The organism is Mesorhizobium sp. B1-1-7 (genome assembly GCF_006442705.1).
In the GTDB taxonomy this organism is placed as follows: domain Bacteria; phylum Pseudomonadota; class Alphaproteobacteria; order Rhizobiales; family Rhizobiaceae; genus Mesorhizobium; species Mesorhizobium opportunistum.
The window spans coordinates 360,955-375,756 of record NZ_VFWQ01000001.1; the positions used below are offsets into that span (position 1 = coordinate 360,955).

A 14,802-nucleotide genomic window follows, 5' to 3' on the forward strand; every position below is an offset into this window, starting at 1 on the left:
CATAAAAATTGCCCTCAAATGTCAATCAAATTCGTTTGTCAAATAGATCGCACTGCTAATAGGCTTCCTTAAAAATCCACCAAGCTTAGCGCTGGATGCTGCGCAGCGCCGGTTGGAGCGAGCGCAAGCTCTCTCCACCGTCCCCATCGTTTTGCCTGCAGCGTCATAGGAGTAATCATGTCGAGGAGAGAAAAGAGCCAAGGCGATGTGGGGCGGCGCGACTTTCTGAAGCTGTTCGGCGCGGCCGGAGCTGCCGGAGCGGCGGCGAGTACTCTGCCGCTAGGGGGATCCGCGTCGGCGGACGAAATCGTGGCTGCGACGGCCGATACAAAACATCATCACGTGACCGCCGCCACCGAACCTCAGACTGGAGGCATTGGCTACGAATTCTTCAACGTCGATGAGTCCGCTTTCATCGAGGCGGCGGTCGATATGCTTATACCGAGCGATTCAACAGGCCCTGGCGCCAAGGAACTCGGCGTTGCGACCTACATCGACCGGCAGATGGCAGGCGGGTACGGCAAGGGCGACCGCCTGTATCTGGAAGGACCGTTTGGCGAGGGTACGCCCGAGCAGGGCTATCAATTGCCGATGACGCCATCGGAACTGATCCGTGCCGGCATCGCCGACGTCGGCGCTTACGTACAGAAAAACCACAAGAGTACCTTCGACGGCCTTTCTGCAAAGGATCGGGCCGCGGTGATGAACGATCTCGAGAGCGAGAAGGTCGAGCTCCCAACCGTGCCCACAGCGACCTTCTTCGGACTGCTGCTTCAGCTGACGATCGAGGGCTATTTCGCCGACCCGATGTATGGCGGGAACAAGGGCAGGGCGGCCTGGAAGATGATCGGGTTTCCAGGTGCCGACGCCATGTACATGGACAAGATCGAACCGTTTCGGAACAAGCCCTACACGGCTGAACCGAAGGGCATCCAGGATCTCGTTTAATCGCCGAAAGAAAAAGGAGACGATAACATGGCCACCAAACTCAACGCTGTCGATGTCCTGATTGTCGGCCTGGGCTGGACGGGCGGCATCATCGCCAAGGAACTTGCTTCGACCAAGCTGAAAATCGTCGCCCTTGAGCGGGGAGGCCCGCGCGACACCAATCCGGATTTCATCGACCCGCAGATCCATGACGAACTGCGCTACGCCGCCCGCTACGATCTCATGCAAAACGTCCGGCGCGAAACCATCACCTTCCGCAATAGTGAATCGCAAACGGCGCTGCCGATGCGCCAACTGGGCTCGTTCCTGCCTGGCCAGGGCATGGGCGGCGCCGGTGTTCACTGGAACGGCGTCACCTGGCGCTGGCTCGAATGGGACCACCAGGCGCGCACCAGGACGGTCGACAAATACGGCGAAAAGATCATTCCATCGGACATGCACCTGCAGGACTGGCCGATCACCTATGACGATCTCGAACCCTACTACGACAAGTTCGAAAAGACCTGCGGCACCTCGGGCAAGGCCGGCAACATCAACGGCCGTAAGATCGATGGTGGCAACATCTTCGAAGGATCGCGAAAGGAGGAATACCCCAACCCGCCGATGATCGCCGCGCAGAGCATGGTGATGTTCGAGAAGGCGGCTCGCAATCTTGGCTACCACCCTTTCCCCAATCCGTCGTCAAACGCGTCGCGGGACTACGTCAATCCCGATGGCGTGGCCTTCGGCCAATGTCACTATTGTGGCTTCTGCGAGCGTTTCGGCTGCGAGGCCAATGCCAAGGCCAGCCCGCATTTCACCGTCATTCCGCTGGCGATGAAGAACCCGAACTTCGAAGTGCGCACCAACTCGATCGTGCTGAAGGTCAATCTCGACTCGACCCGCAAGAAAGCGGTCAGCGTCACCTATCTCGACGCACGCGGGCGCGAATTCGAACAGCCTGCCGACCTCATCATCCTGTCAGCCTACGCGCTCGGCAACGTCAACCTGCTGCTGCAATCGGGCATCGGCGTGCCTTATGACCCGGCCACGGGCAAGGGCGTAGTCGGTCGCAATTACGCGTATCAGTGCGGCGGCGGGGCTACGGCCTTCTTCGACAAGGAAACCATCCTCAATCGCTTCATGGGCGCCGGTGCGCTCGGCACGACCATGGACGATTTCAACGGCGACAACTACGATTTCGTGAAGGCCGGCTACATCGGCGGCGGCGGCATCAGCTGCAGCAACTCGGGCGCCCGGCCCATCCAGTCGCATCCAACTCCGCACGGCACGCCGCGCTGGGGCTCCGCCTGGAAGAAGGCAGTGGTCGACAATTACGACCACGCGGCCAGCGTCGGCAACCAGGGCGCGGTGATGGCTTACCGACAGAACTATCTCAGCCTCGACCCGACCTACACCGACGTCTTCGGGCGTCCATTGATGAGGATGACGTTCGACTTCCAGGACAACGAGGTCAAGCAAATGAACGGTCAGGCCGACATCTGCGTGAAGATCGCCAAGGAGATGGGTGCGACCAAGGTCGATCGGAGCATTCCCCCAGTGCCCTATTCGATCGTGCCTTATCAAAGCACGCACAACACGGGCGGGGCAGTGTTTGGAACCGATCCGAACACCAGTGTCCTGAACAAATACCTTCAGGTCTGGGATGTCCCGAACGTGTTCGTGACCGGCGCTTGCGTGTTTCCCCAGAACGCCGGGAAGAACCCGACCGGACCCGTAGGCGCTCTTGCTTACTGGGCGGTGGACGCGATCAAGAACACGTATCTGAAGAACCCCGGCCCACTGGTTCCCTCCTGAGGCAACGCTGCCGGATCCGGATCCGCGGTTCGGGTCCGGCAGACTGGGTGCGTTCGATCCCCAGATTGCCAGGGCCAGTCGACCGAAACCAACCCTTAACTCGTTGAAAGAAGCAAACATGAAATCGACTTTGCTTGGATTGACAACCGCAATTCTCACTACAGTCGGGTCGGCCCATGCGCTGGAGGCATCCCCCGGCAACGCCGAAGCCGGCGCAACCGTCTTCAAGAGGTGCATGGCCTGCCACTCGGTCGGCCCAGACGCCAAGAACGGAGTAGGTCCGGCCTTGAACGGCGTCGTCGGCCGAGCGGCCGGCGTGTATCCGGGCTACGACTATTCAGCGGCGAACAAGAATTCCGGTTTGACCTGGGATGAACCGACGCTGACGACTTATCTGCACGCACCGCGCAAACTGGTCCCCGGCACAAAGATGACGTTTGCCGGTCTCAGCAAGGACCAGGACATCGCCGACGTGATCGCCTACCTGAAACAGTTCAACGCCCAAGGACAGAAGGTCGGTCCTTGAGTTAGGGGCAATCTTCCGGATCGCAAAGCACGACCTTTATGAAGTTCCTGCTACACCAGGGCCTGGGATATTCCTCGATCCACCGGATCGGTGACTACCTGCGCAGCCATGGTGCGGGTCGTCACTGGATCGAGCGGTATCGTGGCGACGTCTTTCTGATCGTATCGGACGAAGCCGACGAGGCGATCCTTAGAAATGAATTCTCCGACCTTCTTGATGCTGTCAACGAGACGGAGACAGACGGGACACGACGCTAATGAACGAAAACATCGTCGGCGAGAGCGTGAAATTGAAACGGGCATATGAGAGTCCCGCTACCGACGATGGCAAGCGAGTGTTGGTCGACCGGCTTTGGCCGCGAGGGGTCAAGAAGGCCGAAGCCGCCATCGACTGTTGGATGAAGGAACTCGCGCCAAGCACCGAGCTTCGGCAATGGTTCGGACACGATCCAGCCCGTTGGGCGGAATTCCGCCGGCGATATGCGGCGGAAATCCGTGAGCATCGCGGTGAACTCGAGCAACTGCGCGACATGACGCGCGAGGGGGCCATCACACTCGTCTACTCGGCTCATGACGAGGCCCACAACGATGCCGTCGTCCTTAGAGAGATTTTGCTGAGACACCGATAGAGACGGGGCGCTCCTCCACTGCCATTGGGCGTGCGATCCGCGCCACGACAACAAACTCTCCGGGAACCAAAGCAGAAAACACCCATCCAATGATCGATGGGCGCTCACCTTAGAGGAGAAGACTATGAAATTCTTCGTCGATACCGCCGATATTTCCGAAATTCGTGATCTTGCCGCCGCTGGCGTTCTCGACGGGGTGACCACAAACCCGTCGCTTGTGGCAAAGACCGGACGACCGATCAGGGATGTGATCAAGGAGATTTGCCAGACGATCGAGGGTCCGGTTTCAGCAGAAGTCACCGCGATCCATTTCGACGGCATGGTCGCCGAGGGAAAGCTTTTGGCCGGCATTGCCGCCAACGTGGCAGTCAAGGTGCCGTCGACCTGGGAAGGGTTCAGGGCTTGCCGGGCTCTCAGTCTGCTCGGCCACAAAGTCAATGCCACCCTGTGCTTTTCAGCCAACCAGGCGCTGCTCGCAGCCAAGGCAGGCGCGACCTTCATTTCGCCGTTCGTCGGCAGGCTCGACGATCTTGGTCTGGACGGCATGGAGGTGATCCGAGAAATCCGCAAGATCTACGACAACGACAAATCCTTCACGACGGAAATCCTGGCGTCTTCAATTCGCACCCCTCTCCATGTCAAACAGGCGGCGATCGCAGGCGCAGATATCGCGACCGTACCGCCAGCGATACTCAGAAGCCTCGCCAGGCACCCACTCACCGACAAGGGCCTCGAATCCTTTCTTGCCGACTGGGGAAAGACTGGGCAGGCAATCCTGTAATTGGGCGCAGTGGAATCTCCGAGCGAAGCCATCATGAAAACTGCACTTAATTACCGATTAAATTCGTTTGCACGATATCCGCGAGAGCGGGAAACTGCAGTGTGGAACCACTCAGCCCAATGCATCACACAGTCGGAATGTTGGCGCAGATGGCTCTGAGAATCTGAAAGGCGCACTAGCCAGGCAGAAGGTATCCCGAAGTAGTGGGATTGCCGCTTCGCCGCACGAGCGATTTTGACACCGGATCGCCAAGGAGAAGGATATGGCTGAAGCTGATACCAAATTAAACGGACCGGATCTGGTCCAGGGGATCGCACTGTCCGACCTTCCCGATGGCGGAAAGCTTGTCGGCCATTGCGGCGATGAGCAGGTGTTGCTGGTGCACCGCGGGGCCGAGATCTTCGCCATCGGCGCGACATGCACACATTATAGCGGACCGCTTGGTGACGGTCTTGTGGTGGCGGATACCATTCGGTGCCCGTGGCATCATGCTTGCTTCGATTTGCGCACAGGCGAAGCCTTGCGAGCGCCTGCCTTCAATCCACTCGCTTGCTGGTCGGTGGAACAGCGCGATGGGCGGATATTCGTGGGCGAGAAACTCAAACGGACGGCGCCGAAGCCGCGCGGCGGAGACGCTGGCCGGCCCCCCGAGAAAATCGTCATTGTCGGCGGCGGCGCGGCTGGTTTCGCGGCGGCCGAAATGCTGCGGCGGGAGCAGTACCAGGGCAGCATCGTGATGATCAGCGACGACCATGCGCCACCCGTCGACCGGCCCAACCTCTCCAAGGACTATCTCGCCGGAAAGACCCCGGAGGACTGGATCCCGCTCCGCGGCGAGAAATTCTATTCAAAAAACAATATCGACCTGCGTCTCGATACGAAGGCCGTCGATATCAACCTGCGTTCCCGCGAGGTCGTCCTCATCGATGAAGGAAGGATCCCTTACGACAGGCTGCTGATTGCGACCGGCGCCGAACCTGTCCGCCTGACCATCCCCGGCGCCGACCAGCCACACGTTCACACGCTGCGCTCGTTTGCAGATTGCAAGGCGATCGTCGAGCGAGCGACGACCGCGCGCCGCGCCGTCGTGCTTGGCGCCAGTTTCATCGGCCTGGAAGTTGCCGCAGCCCTGCGCGCGCGCAATATCGAAGTTCATGTCGTGGCGCCGGATAAACGGCCCATGGAACGGGTCCTCGGTCCGCAAATGGGCGACTTCATCCGCGCACTCCATGAGGAGAAGGGCGTCGTATTCCATCTTGAGAACACGCCGGCCAGCATCGACGGCAGGAAGGTGAAACTTAGCAGCGGCGGTACGTTGGCGGCGGATTTCGTCGTCGTCGGCGTCGGCGTGCGGCCGCGAACCGGGGTTGCCGAAAAGGCGGGGCTCGTCCTTGACCGCGGCGTCACCGTGAATGCCTTCCTGGAGACGAGCGCACCGGACATATTCGCGGCCGGCGACATTGCGCGGTGGCCGGATTCTCACACTGGCGAGAACATTCGGGTCGAGCATTGGGTGGTTGCAGAGAGGCAGGGGCAAACCGCGGCCCTGAACATGCTCGGCCATCGCGAGAAATTCGCAGCTGTGCCGTTCTTCTGGAGCCAGCACTACGACGTGCCCATCAACTATGTCGGCCATGCTGGGCAATGGGACGAGATCGCGGTCGAGGGAGATATCGGTGCCAGAGACTGCCTGCTGCGCTTCAAGCGCGATGGGCGCACGCTGGCAGTCGCTTCGATCTTCCGTGACATAGAGAGCCTGGAGGCCGAGGCCGAGATAGAGCGCCAAATAGCCTAGCAAGCGCTCTGCGGCAATCCGGGCCGAAGAGGGCGGTCAAAATGGCGAACGGGAATGTGGTTGTGACTGAAAGGAGTTCGACTATGTCCACACTGCATCAGGAACTTGGCGTCACCGACGGTTTTCGCACTGTTGGGCCCGCCCAGCACTATTCAAAGGTCGTGAAATTCATCGACGAGCTCGCCAGACAGGCTGCTAACGATGCACCGACCTCGGTCGAAATCTTTTCGGACAGGGGCCGCTGGTACTGCCGGGTCCGTCGCGGCGATGAAAAGACCCGGCCGATGGGTCCCTATACCAAACAACAGGCTGAGCGGATCCAGGAGGCTCGGAGACTGTTGATCGCCAAAAGAGGTACCGCTCGGATCATGTTCGAGTAGGGAGAGGACGTTCTCGATCAGCCGGCCGGCGCACTTCTCACCACAACGATCGTTCATCATCGACTTTTTTGAAACTGCGCAGGTAGACCTCCAGCTTTGAGGGTTGCCGGTGAAGCCGCGTTGCGCGGCAGGATGTCTGTTGACGTTTTCCCGTTGGCCGAGCCGGCATCATCTCCAACATGGAAGGAACGCCCAATGGGCTACAAGTCAATCGTTCTCAATCTCGACATCGACGGTATGATCGCTCCTGTAGTCAAGCTTGGCGTCGATCTGGCCCAGCGGTTTGATGCGCGCCTGATCGGTCTCTCGGCCGCCGACGTTCCGCCGCCCTTCGTAATGGAAGGAGGAGTGGCCTTCGACGGAGAGAGCATGATGCGCCACCGCAAGAACATCGAGCGACGAATTGAGGACCTCCGCGCGGAATTCGAAGATCTTGCTGGCGCAACGGTTGAGACGGAATGGCGTGGGGCCGTGGGCAATCCGACCCGCTTGCTGATCAGCGCGGCGCGTGTGGCCGATCTCATCGTCACAGCACCGCCCGAGGGTGCCTCTTCTGGCAACGTCCATCGGTCCACCGATCTCGGCAGCCTGATCCTTCAAGCAGGACGGCCAGTCTTTGTCGCCTCGAGCAACCAGGAAAATTTCCGCATCGACAAGATCCTTGTCGGATGGAAGGACACGCGTGAAGCCAGGCGCGCGGTTACTGACGCCATGCCCTTTTTGCAAATGGCTCAGGAGGTTCGTGTCATTACGATCGACAATGACGCAACCGACGAAACCTGGAATAGTCTGGACGATGTTGTTGCCTTACTTTCCTTTCACGGCGTGAAGGCGAAGGCGGACGTTTTTCCGGAAAAATCCGATGGCGGAACGATCGCCGATGTCGCCGACGCGATGCATGCCGATCTGATCATATCCGGCGCCTTCGGCCACAGCAGGTTCAGGGGATGGATCTTCGGCGGTGCTACACGCTCACTGCTTGAAAATGGTCGACTGAACCGAGTCATGTCGAATTGATCGCGATACTCGAATAGTGGACGCGCATGGTCACAAGCTGACACATCCGCGGATGCCGCGCAGCTGCGACCAGGCTGTCAGCCAGGCTTACCGGAAGAGCACATACCCGTTACTCGCCTGACGTGGCGATCAACATCCAATTTCGCTTCGTTGACTGGGTTTCACAGGCGAACGTCCACTTGTCGATCACCTCAACAATCTGCTCGGGATCGCCGGCGACGATCTCGTTGTTGGCCGAGCGTGTAACGCTCACCAACTCGGAAACGTATCGGACCACAATCTCAGTGGTGCCGTCCTCCTCAAGGGTATCGACGATCTTTGCTTCGCTGGTGCCGATGAAGGTGAGATGCAGCGTCTCCTTGCGGTCCCGGCGTTCCGAAATGGCTAGCTCGAAGGCATCAAGCACTTCCGGCCCGACTAGGCCGCTTCAACGTCTGGATGTCACTGTCCGCATAGGCCCGCAGAATAGTTTCATAGGCTGTCTTGGCGCCAGCCAGAAACGCGGCGACGTCGAAATCCGGGTCGATCTTTCGAATCCCATCCAAGAAGATATCGGCGGAGGCCCTGCGTTCGTCACTGTCGTTCCGTTGGCCCGTCGGCGCATCATCACGCTTGGCCTTGTCGTTGCCTTGACGCGGCTGGGTTTGGCCCCAAGTGCTCAGCAAGGCCCAATAAAACGCGACGATCCCCAAGAGCAGCATGTGGCTGTTTGGATCTGTGGTTTCGTTCATGACGTTCTCCCGACGATATGTCGAAGCGACAGCTGGCACCGATCTCCAACCGGAGCGAAGATTAGGTAATGCGCGGCAGCTTCTCCCACTGATGGAAGGGCGGTGGCGACGGCAGTTGCCATTCGAGCGTGGTCGCGCCTTCGCCCCATGGATTGGCAGTGGCCTGGCGTCTGCGGCTGAAAGCTTCCGCCACCGTGATGAAGAAGACGACCAGTCCGGCAGTTGAAATGTAAGCCCCGATCGACGACACGAAATTCCACCCGGCGAAAGCATCGGGGTAGTCAGCATAGCGTCTCGGCATGCCGGCCATGCCGAGAAAATGCTGCGGGAAGAAGACGAGGTTCACGCCGACGAACATCAGCCAGAAATGCAGCTTGCCCATCCTTTCATTGTACATGTAGCCGGTCATCTTCGGGAACCAGTAGTAGAAGCCTGCGAAGATGGCGAAGACGGCTCCCAAGGACAGCACATAGTGGAAGTGGGCGATCACGAAATAGGTGTCGTGCAACGAGCGGTCGATCCCGGGGCTGGCGACCATGATGCCGGTGACGCCGCCGATGGTGAAGAGGAGGACGAAGCCGACAGCCCAGAGCATCGGAGTCTTGAACTCGATCGATCCTCCCCACATCGTGGCCAGCCACGAAAACACTTTCACGCCGGTCGGAACGGCAATGACCATCGAAGCGAAGGCGAAGTAGCGCTGAGTGTCGACCGACAGCCCGGTCGTGTACATATGATGTGCCCACACCACAAAGCCGATCGCCCCGATTGCCACCATGGCGTAAGCCATGCCGATATAGCCGAAGATCGGCTTCTTGGCGAAGGTCGAGATGACATGGCTGATGATGCCAAAGCCGGGAAGAATCATGATGTAGACTTCGGGATGACCGAAGAACCAGAACAGATGCTGGTAAAGGATCGGATCACCGCCGCCGTCGGGGATGAAGAAAGTCGTGCCAAAGTTGCGATCCGTGAGCAGCATCGTGATCGCGCCAGCGAGCACCGGCAGCGACATGAGAAGCATGAATGCAGTGACCAGCATCGACCAGGCGAACAGAGGCATCTTGTGCATCGTCATTCCAGGAGCGCGCATGTTGAAGATTGTGGTGATGAAGTTGATGGCGCCGAGGATTGAGGAAGCGCCCGCAAGATGGATCGAAAGAATGACGAGGTCGACAGCGGGGCCGGGCTGGCCGGAGGTCGAGAGCGGCGGATAGAGCGTCCAGCCGCCGCCGTGGCCGAGAGTGCCGGGCGCTCCAGGAACGAACATCGAGGTGATGAAGAGGATGAACGCCATCACCAGAAGCCAGAACGAGATATTGTTCAGTCGCGGAAACGCCATGTCGGGCGCGCCGATCATGATCGGCACCATCCAGTTGCCGAAACCGCCGATCAGCGCCGGCATGAGGACGAAAAAGATCATCACCAGCCCATGGGCGCTGACGACGACGTTGTAGACTGCCGGATCGCCGAATATCTGCAGTCCCGGCTCCTGCAGTTCGATGCGAATCAACACGGAAAGCGCGGTGCCGAAGACCCCCGTCATGATCGAGAACAGCAGATAAAGCGTCCCGATATCCTTGTGGTTCGTGGACCAAAGCCACCTGGCGAGAAAACGGGGCTTGTGGTCATCGAACGTTGTTGCTGGGTTCGACATTATGCTCTCCTGCCGTTCATTCAGGCATGCAGGATGATTTCCACGAGGGCGACGTTCAGTCGCCGTCGCAACCGGAAAACCAAGCGCTGCCTGCTTCGTGTTTCAGGCGTCCGTGACGATTACGTCCATCGGGATGTCGTGAGGCTGCGGATGGATCGTTCGGAGCCGGCTTCCCGCGTAACCAACTCCGATAACCAGCGGCCGCCTCTGCATAGCCGCGAGCGTCCTGTCGAAGAAGCCGCCGCCATATCCCAGGCGGTAATTCGCGCCGTCGAAGCCGACCACCGGAGCGATCACGATATGCGGCAGGACCGAAGGCACGTGAGGGAACCAGGATGTTCCAAACGCCGCGCTCGAGCGGATCACCCGGCCGCCAGGACCGGAACTCAAGCGGCCAGCCTTTCCTGATGACAACGGGAAGCGCTATCCTGCCGCCGCGCTCGATGATCTTGATCGACCAGTTGCGAAGGTCCGGCTCGCCGCGGAACGGCCAATAGCCGCTGACGATGCGTCCGCTGACCTTGCCGATGGCAAGATCGAGGCTCGAAGCGATACGGTCCGACCTGGCCTTCCTCTCATCACATCGATAGCGAGGCGCTCCTCGATCAATCTCTGCCGCTCTGCCTTTCGCCAGCGCAGGATTTCGCTCCAGGATTCTGCAGTCTCCGGATGCCCGCCATACTCGGGCGAAAGCTCGTGCGCATAGCAGGGCGGAGATGCGTATTCGTGGATTTCAGTGTCGGGGTATCTCTTTTCGGCCATCGGTAGCTCCGTATCCGTGCGCCACACGTTTGGTGAAAACGTGCTCCGCGGGAAACAGGAAGGCAAACGGAATTAAATGCTGTATCAGTGCAAAATTATTGCGTTCATAGGAGGAGCCCGTGGACATTGATCGAGCACGGACTTTCCTTGAAATCGTCCATTCGGGCAGCTTCCTGAAGGCCGCGGATCGCCTTCATGTCACGCAGACCACCGTGAGCGCGCGCATACGCACGCTGGAGGAGGAGCTCGGACGGCAGCTCTTCATTCGCAACCGCAACGGTGCGCAACTGACGCCGGCGGGTCGCGAGTTCGAGCGGTTCGCCCAGTCCTTTGTGCAGATATGGGAACGCGCTCGACACCAGCTCGCCATCCCATCGGGACGGACAAGCGTCGTTGCCTTGGGCGGAGAACTCAGCCTATGGAACCCGCTGCTGCTCGATTGGCTGGTCTGGATGAAGAAAGCCAGGCCCGAAATCGCCATCCAAGCCCAAGTCGGCGTACCGGACCAACTGATCGAGCAACTCAGGACCGGGGTCCTCGACATCGCGGTGCTCTATGCGCCGAAGCTGCTGCCGGGTTTCAGGGTGGAACTTCTCGTCGAGGAGCAACTCGTCCTGGTCCGGACCATGGACCGAGACGGGGAACCCGGCGGCTCCAAGGACTATGTCTATGTCGACTGGGGGCCGCTGTTTGCGGCCCAGCATGGTGCCAGTTCCTCTGCCTTCGGCGAGCCGGGATTGATGGTCGGCCTGGGACCGCTTGGGCTGAGCTACATCTTGCGCGCCGGCGGAATGGGTTATTTCCGCAGGGGCGCAGCAGCTCCCCATATTGAGGCCGGGCAACTGGAGGTGGTAGTAGGCGCGCCGGAATTCACCTATCCGGCCTATGCAGTGTATCCCGAAGCAAACGAGGCGCGAGCCGACGTGCAGGAGGCGCTGCGCGGTCTGAAGCAAGTGGTGAAATGATCGCCGCTGCCCGGCGCGAAGCCACGGCGTTTGATCGCAAAGGCTGAAACGACACGCCGGTCGGCTTCGTCGGATCATCTTTCGATCAAAGCGTAGGCCAGGCCAAAGATTCCTACCATTAGAACGGCGAAGAATGCCCAGCCTCTCAACGCGGCTCGCACATCTTCAGGCTTGGCGCCCTTCTGGTTGTCGTAGTCATCCATAGTCAGCCCCTACTTTGTCGGCCTCAATTGATACAGGCAAGGCCCGAAGGAACGCTTTTCCGCCCGCCTTCAAAGCCTTCGGGACAGTCGAGTTCTCAGGCGGCCGACGGTCCCGGGTCGTCGAACCCGGCATCGAAGACCACCGCGACTTTGTTCTGAGCTTCGTCGTGCGGTTCATCGGAACGATGGACGACGCGCAGACCCGGCCCGCCCGGCCGCGGCGGCCACGGCTCGGCAACTCCCGCCAGCTTCAGCCTCTCGCGCCTTGCGGCTTCTGGCTGATAAACCACTTCATGTACAGTCAGCGTTTCAAGGCTGCCGTCCGAGGTCGGAATGGAAATGGACTGACCCTCGGCCAGACCGAGCAGCGCCAGGCCGCGCGGATTGGTGATAGGCAACAGCATGCCAACCAAACCGCGCATGTGGTCATGTGCGACGATGCGGGTTTCGGCAGGGCCGTCGTTTACCCGATAGGCCACGCGGCTGCTGAGCGTGACGACGTTTGCCGGGATGTCTTCCCGAAACATCACGACTGCGCTCGAAATCTTCCGTTGGAGAATAGTCGAGAACGTTTCGTCGTGGATCGGATGGCGCTCCCGCATCACCTCAAGAATGGTGTAGTCCTTGGTGGTCAGTTGGCAACTATCGATAGTGGACATGACACGTCTCCAGCCGGACCAACGAAGGGTTTCCGGCGACAAGCAATTGATCGGATGGTGGAAAGCTACCCCTGCGCCGACCAGGATAGGCCGGCCCAGGGGTCACGCTCCCGCGATCAGACTGCCCGCGTGATTGAAGAGACGGATGGCAACGCCCATGTCTAGACGCCCGCAGCAACTGCTGAAGACGCTGGCGCGCGCCGATCGGCGACATCGCCTTCCGGAGCGGGCTGGCTCACGTCAAGCACCAACAATTCATGCCGACGCCCGTCCCGGGCGGTCCACATGATCGACTGCCCAGCCGAGAGGCCGATCAGCGCTGTGCCGATCGGTGTGAGGATTGAAACCTTTCCTTCGGAGATGTCCGCATCGCCGGGGAAAACCAGCGTGACCGTTTTCCGATCGCCGGTGTCGGGTTTGAAAGTCACGGTCGAACCCATCCGGACGGTGCCGGCGGAGACCCAGGCATCGGCGACGATGCGGGCGCGCTCGAGCTCTGCGAACAACTCATCTGCCGCCTCCGGAGTTCGGGCGGCAACGGTGTTCGCGAGGGCCGATAGCCGCGCGTGGTCCGACTTCGAGATGCGGATGTTCGGCTTGCGCCGGATTTTCGTGTTGTCTTGCATTTGAATACTCATGTTCTGCCTCGCGTCCGGAACCCGCCTAGGGGTCGCCAACGGTTTTCAGTGAGACGAAAATTTGTTGCTGAATGCGCCGATTCCGCAGGGACTGATGCAACCCTGCGCCAATATTTTTACATGTTCACCCCTCGGCTCGGGGCGCGCATGGCAACCGAGCCGGGGGTTATGATCCCGCTATGGGGCAAACCCGGAAAAGAAAATCACGGCGGATTTTGGCAGCGGTACTCATACACCTATAGTTGGGGAAGTAATTTGCGAAGTCAAGCCGCGCGGACGCCAGGCCTGCGGCAAGAGAAGCCGATCAAGCATTTCCGGCCCTTGCAGCACAGTGGAGCCGCCGCCTAGGATGCCACTTCGAATAAGCGATAGCATCGTCAGCTGGATCACCAGCGAAAGGCCGCTGAACGATAGGCGGTTATGATCTCAGGGACGAGGAACAAGGAGCTGCCATGAAAATCCTTGCCGCGACAGATTTTTCCACCCGTTCACAACGTGCATTGCGGCGAGCTGGTCTAGTGGCTAGGGAATTCAGCGCCGAACTCACGCTCGTCCATGTCGTCGACGACGACCAGCCCGCAGATATACTCGAGCTCGAAAGACGTGAGGCACAGCGATATCTTGAACAACAAATGGTCTCGATCCCCGAACTCCAGGGGCTCCCCTGTAAGTCCACCGTTGTTGCTGGCGATCCGTTCGACGGCATTCTGAAGGCGGCCGCGGCGGGCTCGGCGGATCTCATTGTCATGGGCGCGCACCGCAAGCAGTTGCTCCGCGATATTTTTGTCGGAACGACCATCGAGCGTGTGATCCGAACCGGACCATTCCCGGTGCTCATGGTGAATGCTGAGGTAGAGCATTCATACAAAAAGGTGATGGCCGCCGTGGATATGTCCGACCCGTCGGCGCGCGCAATCAGGATGGCGAGGGAAAGTGGGCTGATAGGCGACGCCAGTCTTTCGCTGGTCCATGGTTTCGATGCGTTCGCCAAGGGAAAAATGTCAAATGCTGGAATAGGCAAGGACGAGATAGCGCGCTACGTGGCGGCAGAACGTTTGCAGGCGGGTAGGGAACTGGTCGCGTTTCTGGAGGCGAACGACTTTGGCGTCGACAACTGGTCGCTGCGTATCAAGGAAGCAGGCCCCGTCGAAGCAATCATGGAGGCGATCAGGGAGGTGGCGCCCGACCTTCTGGTGATCGGAACGCATGGCCGTTCGGGTCTCATCAAGGTACTTCTGGGAAGCGTGACAGAAAGCGTTCTGCGATCGGTCGACGTGGATGTTTTCGCGGTGCCGCCGATCCGAAGTTGATCGTG

The 14,802-nt window shown here is 59.6% G+C and carries 17 protein-coding genes and 1 pseudogene; 11 read left to right on the top strand and 7 right to left on the bottom strand.

Features of this window, described 5'->3' with window-relative positions; all coding sequences use genetic code 11:
• The first annotated feature begins 207 nt into the window (after window positions 1–207).
• From FJ978_RS01810 to FJ978_RS01850, 9 genes are all read left to right on the top strand, one after another.
• Window positions 208–948: a gluconate 2-dehydrogenase subunit 3 family protein gene (locus tag FJ978_RS01810; protein WP_181176672.1), complete on the top strand. Its 741-nt coding sequence runs from the start codon at window positions 208–210 to the stop codon at window positions 946–948.
• A gap of 27 nt (window positions 949–975) precedes the next feature.
• A complete protein-coding gene (locus FJ978_RS01815) occupies window positions 976–2,745 on the top strand; it encodes a GMC family oxidoreductase (RefSeq protein WP_140569658.1) in 1,770 nt (589 codons plus the stop codon).
• A gap of 118 nt (window positions 2,746–2,863) precedes the next feature.
• On the top strand, window positions 2,864–3,271 hold the full coding sequence (locus tag FJ978_RS01820; protein WP_140569660.1) for a cytochrome c family protein: 408 nt from the start codon (window positions 2,864–2,866) through the stop codon (window positions 3,269–3,271).
• Between the two features lie 38 nt (window positions 3,272–3,309).
• The gene (locus FJ978_RS01825) at window positions 3,310–3,528 is read left to right on the top strand and encodes a hypothetical protein (protein WP_140569662.1); all 219 of its coding nucleotides are present in this window, start codon (window positions 3,310–3,312) and stop codon (window positions 3,526–3,528) included.
• Window positions 3,528–3,899, top strand: coding sequence for a DUF488 domain-containing protein (locus tag FJ978_RS01830; protein WP_140569664.1), 372 nt, complete (start codon window positions 3,528–3,530; stop codon window positions 3,897–3,899). Before FJ978_RS01825 ends, FJ978_RS01830 begins: the two co-directional genes overlap by 1 nt.
• Window positions 3,900–4,023: 124 nt before the next feature.
• Window positions 4,024–4,680 carry a fructose-6-phosphate aldolase gene (fsa, locus tag FJ978_RS01835; RefSeq protein WP_140569666.1) on the top strand — a complete coding sequence of 219 codons (657 nt, stop codon included), beginning with the start codon at window positions 4,024–4,026 and terminating at the stop codon, window positions 4,678–4,680.
• 262 nt (window positions 4,681–4,942) lie between these two features.
• Complete coding sequence (locus FJ978_RS01840; protein WP_140569667.1) at window positions 4,943–6,475, top strand: FAD-dependent oxidoreductase; 1,533 nt, start codon at window positions 4,943–4,945, stop codon at window positions 6,473–6,475.
• 83 nt (window positions 6,476–6,558) lie between these two features.
• The gene (locus FJ978_RS01845) at window positions 6,559–6,855 is read left to right on the top strand and encodes a hypothetical protein (protein ID WP_140569669.1); all 297 of its coding nucleotides are present in this window, start codon (window positions 6,559–6,561) and stop codon (window positions 6,853–6,855) included.
• 195 nt (window positions 6,856–7,050) lie between these two features.
• Window positions 7,051–7,872, top strand: a complete 822-nt coding sequence (locus FJ978_RS01850; RefSeq protein WP_140569671.1) for a universal stress protein — start codon at window positions 7,051–7,053, stop codon at window positions 7,870–7,872.
• A 109-nt stretch (window positions 7,873–7,981) separates the two neighbouring features.
• On the opposite strand, the gene FJ978_RS33345 is transcribed toward FJ978_RS01850, so the two are convergent.
• The 4 genes and pseudogenes from FJ978_RS33345 to FJ978_RS01870 all read right to left on the bottom strand — a co-directional run bounded on the left by FJ978_RS33345 (window position 7,982) and on the right by FJ978_RS01870 (window position 11,022).
• Window positions 7,982–8,278: a Tim44/TimA family putative adaptor protein gene (locus tag FJ978_RS33345; RefSeq protein WP_140569672.1), complete on the bottom strand. Its 297-nt coding sequence runs from the start codon at window positions 8,276–8,278 to the stop codon at window positions 7,982–7,984.
• On the bottom strand, window positions 8,271–8,603 hold the full coding sequence (locus FJ978_RS33350) for a TIM44-like domain-containing protein (RefSeq protein WP_140569674.1): 333 nt from the start codon (window positions 8,601–8,603) through the stop codon (window positions 8,271–8,273). Before FJ978_RS33350 ends, FJ978_RS33345 begins: the two co-directional genes overlap by 8 nt.
• A gap of 61 nt (window positions 8,604–8,664) precedes the next feature.
• Entirely contained in the window at window positions 8,665–10,260 is a 1,596-nt protein-coding gene (gene ctaD, locus FJ978_RS01865) for a cytochrome c oxidase subunit I (protein WP_140569676.1), read from the bottom strand.
• A 102-nt stretch (window positions 10,261–10,362) separates the two neighbouring features.
• Window positions 10,363–11,022: pseudogene (locus tag FJ978_RS01870) on the bottom strand (5-formyltetrahydrofolate cyclo-ligase).
• 119 nt (window positions 11,023–11,141) lie between these two features.
• Between FJ978_RS01870 and FJ978_RS01875 the strand changes: the two are divergent.
• A complete protein-coding gene (locus FJ978_RS01875; protein WP_140569678.1) occupies window positions 11,142–11,987 on the top strand; it encodes a LysR family transcriptional regulator in 846 nt (281 codons plus the stop codon).
• A 74-nt stretch (window positions 11,988–12,061) separates the two neighbouring features.
• On the opposite strand, the gene FJ978_RS33355 is transcribed toward FJ978_RS01875, so the two are convergent.
• The 3 genes from FJ978_RS33355 to rnk all read right to left on the bottom strand — a co-directional run bounded on the left by FJ978_RS33355 (window position 12,062) and on the right by rnk (window position 13,475).
• Entirely contained in the window at window positions 12,062–12,190 is a 129-nt protein-coding gene (locus FJ978_RS33355; RefSeq protein ID WP_281406132.1) for a hypothetical protein, read from the bottom strand.
• A gap of 95 nt (window positions 12,191–12,285) precedes the next feature.
• Complete coding sequence (locus FJ978_RS01880) at window positions 12,286–12,849, bottom strand: nucleoside-diphosphate kinase (RefSeq protein ID WP_140569680.1); 564 nt, start codon at window positions 12,847–12,849, stop codon at window positions 12,286–12,288.
• Window positions 12,850–13,010: 161 nt separating this feature from the next.
• Window positions 13,011–13,475, bottom strand: coding sequence for a nucleoside diphosphate kinase regulator (gene rnk, locus FJ978_RS01885; protein ID WP_140569682.1), 465 nt, complete (start codon window positions 13,473–13,475; stop codon window positions 13,011–13,013).
• Between the two features lie 464 nt (window positions 13,476–13,939).
• On the opposite strand from rnk, the gene FJ978_RS01890 reads away from it, so the two are divergent.
• On the top strand, window positions 13,940–14,797 hold the full coding sequence (locus FJ978_RS01890) for a universal stress protein (RefSeq protein WP_140569683.1): 858 nt from the start codon (window positions 13,940–13,942) through the stop codon (window positions 14,795–14,797).
• Window positions 14,798–14,802: the final 5 nt, after the last annotated feature.